Annotated in this window: 10 protein-coding genes; 4 read left to right on the top strand and 6 right to left on the bottom strand. The window is 74.2% G+C overall.

Features of this window, described 5'->3' with window-relative positions; genetic code table 11:
• Positions 1-886: hypothetical protein (locus CA984_RS36920; RefSeq protein ID WP_086578035.1), on the bottom strand; the 886-nt coding region annotated here is incomplete at its 3' end.
• Between the two features lie 239 nt (positions 887-1,125).
• On the opposite strand from CA984_RS36920, the gene CA984_RS36915 reads away from it, so the two are divergent.
• From CA984_RS36915 to CA984_RS36905, 3 genes are all read left to right on the top strand, one after another.
• Complete coding sequence (locus tag CA984_RS36915; protein ID WP_086578034.1) at positions 1,126-2,274, top strand: winged helix DNA-binding domain-containing protein; 1,149 nt, start codon at positions 1,126-1,128, stop codon at positions 2,272-2,274.
• A 125-nt stretch (positions 2,275-2,399) separates the two neighbouring features.
• Complete coding sequence (locus CA984_RS36910) at positions 2,400-3,542, top strand: helix-turn-helix domain-containing protein (RefSeq protein WP_086578033.1); 1,143 nt, start codon at positions 2,400-2,402, stop codon at positions 3,540-3,542.
• A gap of 110 nt (positions 3,543-3,652) precedes the next feature.
• Positions 3,653-4,414: an SAM-dependent methyltransferase gene (locus tag CA984_RS36905; RefSeq protein ID WP_086578032.1), complete on the top strand. Its 762-nt coding sequence runs from the start codon at positions 3,653-3,655 to the stop codon at positions 4,412-4,414.
• Between the two features lie 193 nt (positions 4,415-4,607).
• Here CA984_RS36905 and CA984_RS36900 read toward each other — a convergent pair whose 3' ends face one another.
• On the bottom strand, positions 4,608-5,771 hold the full coding sequence (locus CA984_RS36900; RefSeq protein WP_031164357.1) for a cytochrome P450: 1,164 nt from the start codon (positions 5,769-5,771) through the stop codon (positions 4,608-4,610).
• A gap of 357 nt (positions 5,772-6,128) precedes the next feature.
• Here CA984_RS36900 and CA984_RS36895 point away from each other — a divergent pair, with 357 nt between their 5' ends.
• Positions 6,129-6,812, top strand: a complete 684-nt coding sequence (locus tag CA984_RS36895; protein ID WP_086578031.1) for a response regulator transcription factor — start codon at positions 6,129-6,131, stop codon at positions 6,810-6,812.
• 49 nt (positions 6,813-6,861) lie between these two features.
• Here CA984_RS36895 and CA984_RS36890 read toward each other — a convergent pair whose 3' ends face one another.
• From CA984_RS36890 to CA984_RS36875, 4 genes are all read right to left on the bottom strand, one after another.
• Positions 6,862-8,868: a prolyl oligopeptidase family serine peptidase gene (locus CA984_RS36890; protein ID WP_086578030.1), complete on the bottom strand. Its 2,007-nt coding sequence runs from the start codon at positions 8,866-8,868 to the stop codon at positions 6,862-6,864.
• A complete protein-coding gene (locus tag CA984_RS47440) occupies positions 8,865-10,556 on the bottom strand; it encodes an ATP-binding cassette domain-containing protein (protein ID WP_207621178.1) in 1,692 nt (563 codons plus the stop codon). The genes CA984_RS36890 and CA984_RS47440 overlap by 4 nt, the downstream gene beginning before the upstream one ends.
• A complete protein-coding gene (locus CA984_RS36880) occupies positions 10,553-12,226 on the bottom strand; it encodes an ABC transporter ATP-binding protein (protein ID WP_086578029.1) in 1,674 nt (557 codons plus the stop codon). The genes CA984_RS47440 and CA984_RS36880 overlap by 4 nt, the downstream gene beginning before the upstream one ends.
• An 89-nt stretch (positions 12,227-12,315) precedes the next feature.
• Positions 12,316-12,447 carry a SapB/AmfS family lanthipeptide gene (locus tag CA984_RS36875; protein ID WP_012892884.1) on the bottom strand — a complete coding sequence of 44 codons (132 nt, stop codon included), beginning with the start codon at positions 12,445-12,447 and terminating at the stop codon, positions 12,316-12,318.
• Positions 12,448-12,533: the final 86 nt, after the last annotated feature.

Raw genomic sequence — 12,533 nt, 5'->3', positions numbered from 1 at the left:
GCCGGGGACTCTCGTCCACCGCCCGGACGATCGCCGCGGGGTCGTGCCAGGGGGCGGGGGCGTCGAAGACGAACCCGTCGAGCACGGCGGCGAGGCGCTCCTTGCTGGCGGTCTGCGCGAAGGTGCGCCAGGTCTCCGCGGGCAGCAGGGTCAGGTTCCTGGTCGTGCCGGCGGAGTCGGCCAGGCGCCCGGCGGCGCGGCGGGAGGCGTCGCTGTAGGAGTAGATGGCGGCGCGCAGCTCGGTGCAGGTGCGGTCGAGATCCGGCCAGCGGGTGAGGATCGTGCCGTGCAGGCTCTGCGCCCTGCGGGCGATCTCCTCGGTGCCCCAGAGCTTGGGGGCCTGCTCGCGCAGCTCCTCGATGGTGCCGCCGGTCAGCGTGATCAGCTCCAGCGCCCAGAGCCGGAACGCCCGTGACAGGTTCTGGGCGCTGAGGCGGGCCTCCTCCATGGTCGTGCGGGGGTCGGCGACGTTGAGGTCCTCGAGCGCGAGCAGCCGGTGCATCTCCGACTGGCCGCCGTCGTCCATCATCCGCCGGATGAACATCAGCCCCACCACGCTGGTGAACGACGCGCGGTAACGGAGCTGGTTGGGCTTGGGGAACACCTCGCGGATCGCGCCGAGGCCCTTGAGCACCCGCAGCCGGTTCTCGAACTGGTCGAGCGGGTAGGCCCGGCAGACGTGGCGCATCTGCTCGTGGGTCAGCCACTCCTCACCGGCCTCGGCGAACGCCGCGAACAGCGTTTCGGCGATGTCGACCAGCGCGGGCTCGTCGACCACGGCGCCGCTGTCGCGCGCGAGCGCGGCGAACATCCGGCGGTAGGTCGCGAGCACGGCCTCCTCGGTGAGGGCCGAGTCGAGGGTGATCTCGTGGTTCGTCTCTGGCACGCGCCCTACCGTAAGGCTTGCGCGCGACAATCCCGGCCCGTACGCCGCCTGGACGGCGGCACTGCGACGGTCGTCACCGGCACGCTAGGGTAACCCGGTGGACGGGGGAGTGAGCGGTTTCGTTTCGGCACGCGGGGTGGGTGACGGGTGAGCATCCCCAGGCCGGAGGGCGCTCCCGGCCCGGATCAGGCTCCGCCGCCCGGACCCCGCGGCGCGCTCGCGGGCGGGCGGGAGGCGGCATGAGCGACCTCTGGAGAGAGCGGCTGGCGGCGCAGTCGCTGCACCGGCCCGCTCCCCTGGGAGTGCCCGGCCTCGTCGGGCGGCTGCTGGCCGTACAGGCCCAGGACGTCACCGCGGCGGCCCTGGCCTTCCGCGTCCGCTCGACCGGCCTGACCCGGGAGGACGTCGAGGCCGCCGTCCGGGAGCGTTCGATCGTCCGCGCCTGGGGGCCGCGCGGCACCCTGCACTACATGCTGCCCGAGGACCTGGGCTGGCTGACCTCCCTGTCCGGCCCGGCGCTGGCGCGCGACGCGATCCGCCGGATCGGCCAGGAGGGGGTGGCCGGGTCGCCGGAGACGTTGCTCCCGGCCGTCGTGCGGGCTCTCGAAGGGCAGGGGCCGCTGACGAAGGCCGAGCTTGGGGAACGGCTGTCCGCGGACGGCGTCCCCGCCACGGGCCAGGCGATCGTCCACCTGGCCGCCCTGGGGGCGGCCCACGGCCTGGTCGTCCTCGGCCCCGGCAGGCGGGGCGGGGCGTCCGGCGCGGGTAAGCCGACCTACGTGCACGCGGCCGACTGGCTCGGCGCCCCGGTGGCCTCCTCCCTCGACCGGGATCGCTCCCTGGCCGAACTCGCCCGCCGCTATCTGCGCGCCCACGCCCCCGCCACGCCGGCCGACCTGGCCGCCTGGTCCGGCCTGCCGCTCAGGGACGCCTGGACCGGCTGGCGGCTGATCGCCGGCTCGCTCGACGAGCTGCCCGGGGGAGGCGGGCGCCTGCGAGGGACCGCGCCCGAGGCCGAGACCGGAATTGAGACCGGGGCAGGGACCGGGGGCGGGGCAGGGACCGGGGGCGCGCCGGCGCCGCACGCCGTACGGCTCCTGCCCGCCTTCGACGAGTATCTCCTGGGCTGGCGCACCCGCTCCGGCGTCCTGGCCGACGCCCACGCCCGCGCGGTGCATCCCGGCGGAGGCATCCTGCGTCCCACGGTGCTGGTCGACGGCGTGATCCGGGGCACCTGGAGCCTGAACGGCCCCACGCTCATGGTCTCCCCGTTCGAGGCGGAACGGCTCCCCGTCCAGGGGGAGGCCGAGGACGTCTCCCGCTTCCTCGGCCGCCCCGTCACGCCGGCGGTGTCCCGCGGGGAGCCCTTCTCCGGTCGCGGCCGCTGACGCTCCGGGCACGGGTCCGCCGTCGCGCCGAACCATCTGAGATTAGGGCTGTTAACTGAGGGTTAACGCGCGTATCCTGAGCTTCTCGCGTCACGTACACGGTCGTTCCCGGACAGGAGGTATGCGTGGCGAGTCTCGCCGAGCGGCTGGGGGAGGCGCTGCGTCACCGCGGCTACTCCACCCGGAGGGCAGCGAGAGCCGTCACCGACGCGGGAGTGCAGACCACTCACGTCTACATTCACCAGCTGAGCAAGGGCCAGCGGACCAATCCGACCCTGGAGCAGCTCACGGCGCTCGCCGTGCTGCTCCGGGTGCCTGTGGGATGGCTTGTGGGGGATGACATCCCTAGCCCTTTCTCTTCCGGCGACAGCGGTCAGGTCCTCCCCGACATCGAGGAGAACCCGCCGCGCCTCGTCGGAAAGCTCGATGTCGGCCAGCGCGCTGTTCTGGGCGAGCGGCTGCGGCTCCTGCGGGAGGCGCGCGGGCTGTCTCCGGCGCAAGCCGGGGACATGGTCGACGTCGATGAGCGGGTGGTCACGTCCATAGAGAACGGCGTCGCCGAGACTGAGACCCCACTCGACGACGTCGAAGCGCTGCTCACCCTCTACGGCGTGACCGCCCGCTTCCAGCGGGAGGCGATCCTGTCGATCGCCCGCGGCGAGCGCGGGCCCGGCTGGTGGGACCTGCCCGCCATCCCGCTGTGGGTGTCGGCGACGTTCGGCCTGGAGCAGCGCGCGGAGCTGATCCGCACCTACCAGCTCCAGTTCGTCCCCCCGCTGCTGCAGACCGCCGAGTACGCGGCGGCCGCGGTCCGCGTGTCCCAGAACCCCTTCCCCTCGCCGGACCTCGTCGAGGGGGCGGTGGAGACGACCGTGCGACGGCAGGAGGCGCTGGCCCGGGAGAACGGGCCGACGCTGTGGGCGGTCGTCGACGAGGCGGCGCTGCTGCGGTGCATCGCCGGGCCGCAGGTCCAGGCCGACCAGTTGAGCCATCTGATCGGCATGTCGAAGCAGCCGCACGTCACACTGCAGGTGACGAGGCTCGCGTCGTCCTACCTGCCCAGGTCGGCGCCGTTCACGATGTTCCGCATCCCCGGCATGGACCCGGTGGTCTCGGTCCACCAGTTCAACAACGACTTCGTGCTGGACGGCCCGGACGCCGACGGCTACCACGAGGCGTTCGCCAGGTTGACGGTGGTGGCGTGCATGCCGCAGCAGACGGCCGACGTGCTCACGCAGGTCCGCGACAGACTCCGCTGCCTGGCGTGAGCGGCCTTCCGTCCCGACGGGCCGCATCCGGAGACGGAGACCGGCGCCCCCGCTGAGCACTACTGTGGCGCCCACCGCCCCCGCCCCCCGACAGCGAAAGGTGGTCACGCGTGAACTTCGACACGTCCAAGCCGCACCCGGCCCGCGTCTACGACTGGATGATCGGCGGACGGGAGAACTTCCCCGCCGACCGCGAGGCCGCGCGCCGGATCCTGGAGCTCAGCCCGGACGTGCGCAGGTCGTTCGTGGAGAACCGCAGATTCCTCGGCAGGGTGGTGAGCCACCTCGTGGACCAGGGAATCCGACAGTTCCTCGACATCGGGGCGGGGCTGCCGGCCAGTGGCAACGTCCACGAGATCGCCCACGCGATCGCGCCCGACACGCGTGTCGTGTACGTCGACCACGACGAGATCGTCCTGGCGCACGCCCGCGCGCTCATGGCCGGCTCCGACAGGGTGCGCGTCGTCGGCGGCGACGCCACGCAGCCGCAGAGGATCCTGGACGAGCCCGTGGTGCGGGACTTCATCGACTGGTCCCAGCCGGTCGGCCTGCTGATGGTGGCGCTGCTGCACTTCGTCTCCGACGAGGACGACCCCGCGCGGATCGTGGGAACCTTCCGGGACGCCCTGCCCGCGGGGAGCTTCCTGGCGATCTCCCACGGCGGGGTGGAGGGATGGGAGGACCGCAAGGAGCAGATACGGAAGGCCTCGCAGGCCTACGTGCGCACCCGCGCGGAGATCGCCGACCTGTTCGCCGGCTTCGAACTGCTGGAGCCGGGCCTGGTCGACCTGGCGCTGTGGCGTCCCACCGCCGCCGATCCCGCTCCCACGGGACTGTACGGCGGGGTCGGCAGGTTCCCCGCCGGGGCGTGACCGCGGCCCCGAGCACGCCGGCGGGGACGCCGGAGCGCTGCCGGCCGGTTCCCGGTGCGACGTTCCTCGGCGGGGGGCGCGAAAGCGGGAGTCGCGAACAGGCGGCCGAGAACCCGAGGCCGCCAGGGGGGCCTTCCCCGCTCCCGGCATCCCGGGTCAGCGGGGAAGCGCGCTTCCGATGAGGAACAGAGCGCTAGCGGCGCGTGACCGTGGTCGGCAACGCGCGGAAGCCGCGCAGGTTCGGCGAGTGCACGAACTCGATGCCCGTCTCGTCGACGTCGTAGCCCTCCACCGCGGCGACGAGCTCCTCCAGCACTACCCTGAGCTGGAGGCGGGCCAGGGCCGCCCCGAGGCAGAAGTGCGGGCCGGACCCGAAGGCCAGCGCCTGCCCGGTGTCGCGGGTCAGGTCGTAGCGGTCCGCGTGCGGGAAGACGCGGGGGTCGCGGTTGGCGGACGCGCCGAGCAGCACCATCCGGGCGCCGGCCGGGACCGTCGTGCCGTGCAGGACGGTGTCGCGGGTGAGCCGGCGGGCGACCATCTGCGCGGACCCGTCGTAGCGGAGCGTCTCCTCCACCCATGCCGCGATGGCCCCCTGCCACGCGATCGCGCGCTGACCGGGGTGGAGCCAGGCCTGGTACCAGGCGTTCGCCGCCAGCTTGGTCACCGACTCGTTGCCCGCGACGCCGATCAGCGACAGCACGGCGACGATCTCGTCGTCGCCGAGCCGGTCCCCGTCGATGTCGGCCAGGACGAGCGCGCTGACGAGGTCGCCGTGCGGCCGGGCCCGCCGTTCGGCGATCAGCTCCTTGTAGGCGGCGGTCAGCGCGCCGGCGGCCTCCCAGAACGTCTGCGGTATCCCGGTGTCGCCGTCGTAGCGGGTGATGAGGATCTCGGTCAGGCGCAGCATCTCCGCCCGATCCTCCCTGGGGACGCCGAGCAGCTCGGAGACGACGTACACCGGGATCGCCGACACGACCTCGGCGAAGTCGAACGTCCCCGCCTCCAGCGCCGGCGCCAGGCGCTCGCGGGCGACCGCGCGTACGGCGGGCTCCAGAGCGGCCACGCGGGCGGGCGTGAAGCCCCGGGAGACGAGCGCCCGCATGCGGGTGTGGCGGGGCGGGTCCATCGCCAGGAACCCCACAAGGGCGGACGCGTCCGGGTCCCACATCTCCAGGGTGACGCCGTGGGCGCTGGAGAACAGGGCCGGGTCGCGGAACGCCGCGTTGACGTCGGCGTGCCGGGACAGCGCCCAGAAGTCCAGGTCGTCGTTGCGGTAGAGCGGCGCTCCGTCCCGGAGCCGCGCGTAGGTGGGGTAGGGGTTCTCTTGCAGCGCGTGGTCGAACGGGTTGTAGAGCAACAGGCCCTCATTCCGGCGCGGCGGACACGACCCTCATCATCGGCGAACCGGATGATCATGGCAATACGGTCATGCCCGCCTGCCGTGCCCGCCGAGGTTCCGGACACCCGCCAGGAAGATCCCGCGACGAGGGGTGCGGCGGAGCGTGTCCGCCGGGGTTCCGGACATCCGCCAGGAGGATCCCGCACCGAGGGGTACGGCGCAGCGGCGGAACACTGCCCGGCAGGACCGCGATTTCCCGTCCGGATCGGTGCTCCGATGATTAACTCCGCTATCCAGGGTAGTCGTCCGACTGCCCGGGGTAGTGATCGTGGCCCGGGAGGCACGACTGGCTCACCGAAAAAGGGGAGACGACCGGTGATAAGCGTCCTGATCGCCGAGGACATGCATCTCATCCGTGGAGCGATGGTCGCCCTGCTCTCCGCCGAGCATGACATCAAGGTGGTCGACGAGGTCGGGCACGGTGACGACGTGGTGCCCTCGTGCCTGGTCCACAGGCCCGACGTCGCGCTCGTCGACATCGGCCTGCCCGGCACCGACGGCCTGTCCGCCACGGCGGAGCTGCACCGCAGGCTCCCCGCGTGCAAGGCGGTGATCCTGACCGGGCTGGCGACGCCGGCGGCGCTACGGCGGGCGCTGGACGCCGGGGCGCGCGGGTTCGTCGTCAAGGACACCCCGGCGGGACAGCTCGCCGAGTGCGTGCGCCGGGTGGTCGCCGGGGAGCGGGTCGTCGACCCCGAGCTCGCCGTCGCCGCGCTCAACGCCAGGCAGAACCCGCTCACCACCCGTGAGCTGGAGGTCCTCAAGGCCGCGGCGGAGGGGGCGCCGGTCGGGGAGATCGCCGACCGGCTCTTCCTGTCCGGCGGCACGGTCCGCAACTACCTGTCGCGGATCCTCGCCAAGGTCGGCGCCCGGACCCGGGTGGAGGCGGTCACCATCGCCCGTGAGGCCGGCTGGCTGTGGCCGGACGACGTGAGGGAGATCGGTCTGATCCGCTACCGGGACGGCGGACCGGTGCTCCGCTCGTCGGAGCGGGGGTGAAGGCCCGCGAGCGCCGTCCGCGCCGGACGGGGGCGGCCCCGGTCCCCTGTCACGGTCGCCACGGGATGTCCGTGAGACCGGTGTGCGCGGCTAGGAAGGCGAGCATGTCGGCCGCCAGCCCGACCGCCCGGCTGGCGGCCCGTGCCCCGTGCCCGACGTCGCTCTCGTGGCGCAGCAGGATCGGCCGGGAACCGGAGGTCGCCCCCTGCATCGCCGCGCACATCTTGCGGGCGTGGAAGGGGTCGACGCGGGAGTCGCCGCCGAAGGCGGTCAGCAGCGTCGCCGGATAGTCGACCCCGTCCCTGACCCGGTGGTAGGGGGAGTAGCCCAGCAGCCAGCCCAGCTGCTCCGGATCGGAGGCCGAGCCGTACTCCGAGCGCCATGAGGGGCCCAGGCCGGAACGCTCGTAGCGGACCATGTCGAGCAGCGGGGCCGAGCAGACCGCCGCGGCGAACAGGTCCGGCCGCTGCGTCACCGCCGCTCCGACCAGCAGCCCGCCGTTCGACTCGCCGCAGGCGGCCAGCTGCGCGGCGGTGGTCCACCCGTCGGCGATGAGCCGTTCCGCCGCCGCCACGAAGTCGTCGAAGACGTTCTGCTTGCCGTCGAGCATCCCGGCGCGGTGCCACTGCGCGCCCTCCTCGCCGCCGCCGCGCAGCTGGGCGAGGACGAAGACCCCTCCGGCCTCCACCCAGGGCAGGATGTAGCTGGAGTAGGAGGGGGTCAGCGAGAGCCCGAACCCGCCGTAGCCGTACAGGATCGTCGGCCGGGGGCCGGTCCCCGGGCGTGCCAGCACCAGCATCCGCACCGGCGTCCCGTCCGCCGAGGGGTAGACGATCCTGCGGGCCGACAGCCGCGGCACCTCGGCGGCGCCGGGCGCGGCGGCCCAGAGCGTGGTCCGGCCGGTGCGCGCGTCGTAGCGGTGCACGCTGCCGGGGGTGACGCTGTCGGTGTAGGTGAACCAGACCTCGTGGCCGCCTCCGGGCCGGGTGGACATCCGCCCGGCCGAGCCGAGACCGGGCAGCGGCACCTGGCCGCGTGGCTCGCCGGTGGCCAGGTCGTGGACGCTGATCTCGCTGACCGCGTGCCGGGTCCAGCCGACCAGGAGCACCGAGCCGCCGAGGATCGCGAAGTCGCCGATCACCGCCTCCGGATCCGGGCCGGCCAGGTCGAGCCAGTGCTCGGGCTCGGGACGCGCCGGGTCGGCGACGCACAGGCGGCCCCGGGGCGCGCCCATGGTGGTGAGGAGGTACAGGCGCCCGTCGGGGCCGACGGCCGGCGCCGTCACCGCGTCCGTCCCCTCCTGGATCACCCGCAGCGCGGGGCGCTCCGGGGAGGAGGCGGCCAGGTCGGCCAGCCAGAGGTCGTTGCCGCCGCCGGCCGCCGCCGACACCGTCAGCCAGCGGCCGTCGTGGCTGATCCCCAGGCCGTAGGACCGGTCGGTACCGCAGATCACCACGTCCTGCTCGGCGGGGGTGCCGAGCCGGTGCAGGCACACCTTGCGGGAGCGGACGTAGAAGAACGCCTTCCCGTCCGGCAGCCATGCCACGGGCGCGTAGCGGCAGCGGTCGATGGGGCCGTCGACGATCCGCCGGGTGCCGACGTCCATGACGTACAGCTCCGACCGCTCGTCGCCGCTCCGGGACAGCTGGTAGGCCAGCAGCCCGCCGTCCGGGCCGGGCTGCCACTGGTCCAGCGTGGTCAGGCCGCTGGGGTCGAGCTCCACCGGGTCGACCAGCGCCTGCTCGGCCTGGCCGGGCCCGGTGGTGTAGAGCACCGCGTGCTCCTGCCGGGCCGTACGGCGCACGAAGAACCGGCGCTCCCCGCGCCAGACCGGCGGGCTGACCGTTCCGACGCCGGTGAGCTCGGCGACCCGGGCGTGCCACCCGTCACGCCCGGCGAGCGCGGCGGCGTGGCCGCGCCACAGTTCGTCCTGGGCGGCCAGCCAGCTCCGCGTGGCCGGGCTCGACGGATCCTCCAGCCACCGGTAGGGATCGGGTACGGCACGGCCGTGGAGGTGGTCGACGATCGGCTGCCGCTCGGCGGGAGGGTAGATCATGGCACCAGCTCCTGCGTGTCCGTGGGGTTCCAGTGGCCGACCAGGTCCGCGTAGAGCGGCGAGGCGGCGAGCATCTCGGCGTGCCCTCCCAGCCGGACGCTCGTGCCGTCCATGACGAGGATCCGCCGGGCGCGCAGCGCCGAGGTCAGCCGGTGGGCGATGACGAGAAGGGTGCCGTCGCGGCGGGCGAACGCCTCCTCCGCGCGGGCCTCGGCCACCGGGTCCAGATGGCAGGTCGCCTCGTCGAGGATCACCAGGCGGGCCGGGGTCAGGTAGGCGCGGGCCAGGGCGACGAGCTGGCGCTCGCCCGGCGACAGCAGGCCGGAACGGATCTCGGCGGAGTAGCCGCCCAGCCGCTCCACCACGGCGGTCAGGCCGACCGCCGTCACGGCCTCGTCCACGGCGTCCCGCGACGCCGGGGCCAGGTAGGTGAGGTTCTCCATGAGCGAACCCCGGAAGACGTAGGCCTCCTGGGGGATGAGCACCCGGTGGGCCGGGTCGAGCCGGTCGGCGGGCACGCCGCCGACCATGATCTGCCCCGCGTCCGGCCGGAGCACGCCCGTGACGAGCGCGGCGAGCGTGGACTTGCCGATGCCGCTGGGCCCCACCACGGCGATGTGGTCCCCGTCGGGGACGGACAGGTCGAGATCGGAGATCACCGGTTCCGCGTGCGGTCCGTAGGCGAACGTCACCCCGCGCAGCCCGACCCCCGCGTCGCGGGCGGTGTCGCGTCCGGTCGCCGGGCGGGCGGGATCGTCCGAGCGCAGGATGCGGCCGAGCGAGACGCGCAGCCGTACCCCGCTGATGCCCAGGCCCTCCACGAGGTTGCCGAGCGCCGGGGCCAGCGACTGCGTGATGTAGGCCAGCGCGCCGAGGATCACCCCGGCCCCGGCCCCCTGGCGCAGCAGCCAGGGGATGCCGGCGAGCACGAGCAGGACCGGCAGCCAGCCCCCCACCGCCAGTGACAGCGTGCGCAGGGCGGTCACCCTGGCCAGCGAGCGCCCCGCGCCCGCCTGCTCCGTCACCTGCCGGCCGACCCGCGCGGCCACCCGGTCGCCCGCCACGCAGGCGGCGATGTCGCGCAGCCCGCCGGTGACAGCGGTGACCGCCTGGGCGGTGCGCTCGTCGGCCAGGAGGAACGCCCGCTGCCGCCGGGCCAGGGCCGGGAGCGACAGCAGGAACAGGCCGAGGCCGACGACGAACGGCGGCAGCACCAGCACGAGCACCTGCGGTATCAGCGCCGTCAGGCCGAGCACCACGCTCACCACGGTGAAGACGAAGGACCTGACGACCGTGATGACGGAGGCGAAGGCGTCACGGGCCAGCTCGACCTGCAGGTTCGACCGGGCCACCGCCGCCGTGTCCGGCCCCCGCCCGGACACGGCCGACCGGTTCAGCGTGCTCTCGACGACATGGCCGAGCAGATCCTCCCGGAACGGCTCCACGATGGAGGCGACGGCCAGCACGACCTGCCGCGCGCCGGCCGCGGCGACCAGCCAGGCGCCGGCGAGCACGGCCAGCCACGCGAAGCCGGTGCCCGGCCGTCCGGCGGCGAAGCCCTCGTCGATCGCCCGCGCGATGGCGAGGCCGATGATGAGGGCGGGCGCGGTCTCCGCGACGGACCAGACGCCGAGCCGGATCAGCTGGTACGGATCCCGCCGCAGCGCCCGGCGGATCGGCCGGTTCACGGGGCGTCCACCTGGAAGACGGCGCGGTAGCCGGGGTCGTCCCACAGCACGCGGTGCCTGTCGTAGGCGCGCACCCGGCCGCCGTCCAGCCAGATCACCCGGTCGGCCGCCGCGGCGGTCGCGACCCGGTGGGCCACGATCAGCCGCGTACGGCCGCGCAGCTCGCCGGCGAGCGCCCCGCTGACCTGCCGCTCGGTGACGGTGTCCAGGCTGGAGGTGGCGTCGTCCAGGACGAGCAGGCGTTCCCCGTGCGCGAAGGCACGTGCCAGGCCGATCCGCTGTCTCTCACCGCCCGACATCGGAGCCTCCTCCAGAGGGGTGTCGTATCCCAGCGGGAGCCGCCGGACGAAGGCGTCGGCGCACGCCGCGCGGGCGGCCGCGCGCACGACCTCCGGGGCGGGGCGGTCGAGGCCGAGGCCGATGGCGTCGGCGACGGTGTCGCCCACCAGGACGGGGCGCTCGAAGGCGTAGCCGACGGCCTGGCGCAGCGCCTCGGGGGAGAGGGCGGGCAGCGGCACGCCGTCGAGGCAGACCGTTCCGCGCAGAGGGTCCACCAGGCGGCCGGCGAGGGCGGCCAGCAGCGACTTGCCGCTGCCGGACCGGCCGACCACGGCCACCGAGCATCCGCCGGGGACGACGAGGTCGACGTCGCCGAGACCGTCCGCGGCGACGCCGCGCAGCTCCAGGGTGCCGGGTCCGGGGCCCAGCGGCCGGCCGCCGTACGTTCTCGGACTCTCGCCGATCAGCTCGACGACCCGGCCGGCGGCCGCGCGGGCCCGGGTCAGCCGGTTGACGTAGCTCAGCGCGGCGCCGAGGCCGGCGCCGAGCACGGCGTAACGGGCGGCGGAGTACAGCTCGCCGACCGTGAGGTCGCCGGCCGCCAGGCGCAGGCCGCCCACCCCCAGCACGGCCACCTCCAGCAGCGGCACCACGGCGCCGGCCTGGACGCCGGCTCGGGCGTTGGCCCGCCACATGTCCATGGCGTGGGCGCGCAGCCGGGGAAGCGCGGTGAGCACCCGCGACTTCTCCTGGGCGGCGGTGCCGGCCGCGGCGATCGTCCGGGCTCCGGCGAGGGCGTCGACCAGGCGGGCGGCGATGTCGCCCTGGGCCTCCTGGTAACCGCCGGCGATCGAGGTGGTCGCGTGGAAGAACGCCCGGAGCACGAGCGCGATGAGGGCGAGGCCGGCGACCAGGGTCAGGGTCAGCCAGAAGTCGATGAGGGAGAGCGCCACGATGCTGCCCGCCGTGGGGATGACCAGCGCCGCCCCGGTGACGATCGCCTCCGGCGCGCGTCCGGCCTCCTCGGCGTTCACGCCTATCCGGGTGACCAGGTCGCCTTCGGGGAACCGGCGGGTCATCGCGGGGCCGACCCCGAGGACGTGCCGCAGGATCCGGTGGCGGAGCCACGCCGAGACCTGGGCGCCGCCGGCTCCGGCGCCCCAGACGCCGAGGGTGTCACAGACCACCGCCACGACCACGATCGCGGCGCAGACGCCCAGCCAGGTCCCGCTCGCGGGCTCGGACGCGACGAGACTGTCGACCGTCCTGCCCAGCACGGCGGGGAGTGCCAGCTCCGCGACGGAGCCGGCGACGGAGGTGAGGGCGAGGACGCCCAGCCAGGGGCCGCCACGCCGTACGGTCTGGAGCACCAGCCGATCTGCCGTCCGCACCGCTCGCTCCTCCTTGGCTCGGTCCTCCTGGGGGAAAGGGCGGTGCCCGGGACGGCCGCCGTCGCTGGCCGTCCCGGGCACCCGGTCCACTAGTGGCAGAGCAGGAGGCTGAGGTTGCTCGGCTTGTAGGACTCGCAGCCCAGGACGGTCAGGGTGCTGCCACCGCCGCCGCCGTGGCCGCCGCCGGGAGCTTCCAGGGTCTGGAGGTCGAGAAGAACCATGGGATTACCTCACTTCTTGGGGGTGTGAACGGGCTAGTGGCAGAGCAGGAGGCTGAGGTTGCTCGGCTTGTAGGACTCGCAGCCGA

Source organism: Streptosporangium minutum, from assembly GCF_002149035.1.
Classification (GTDB): domain Bacteria; phylum Actinomycetota; class Actinomycetes; order Streptosporangiales; family Streptosporangiaceae; genus Streptosporangium; species Streptosporangium minutum.
The sequence above is the reverse complement of the archived record's forward strand: the minus strand, read 5'-3'. Positions and strand labels throughout refer to the sequence as shown.

Bases quoted from the DNA above. Each gene is read 5' to 3' on its own strand.
- CA984_RS36915 (WP_086578034.1), top strand. From the start codon at position 1,126: ATGAGCGACCTCTGGAGAGAGCGGCTGGCGGCGCAGTCGCTGCACCGG.
- CA984_RS36890 (WP_086578030.1), bottom strand. From the start codon at position 8,868: ATGATCTACCCTCCCGCCGAGCGGCAGCCGATCGTCGACCACCTCCAC.
- CA984_RS36875 (WP_012892884.1), bottom strand. From the start codon at position 12,447: ATGGTTCTTCTCGACCTCCAGACCCTGGAAGCTCCCGGCGGCGGCCAC.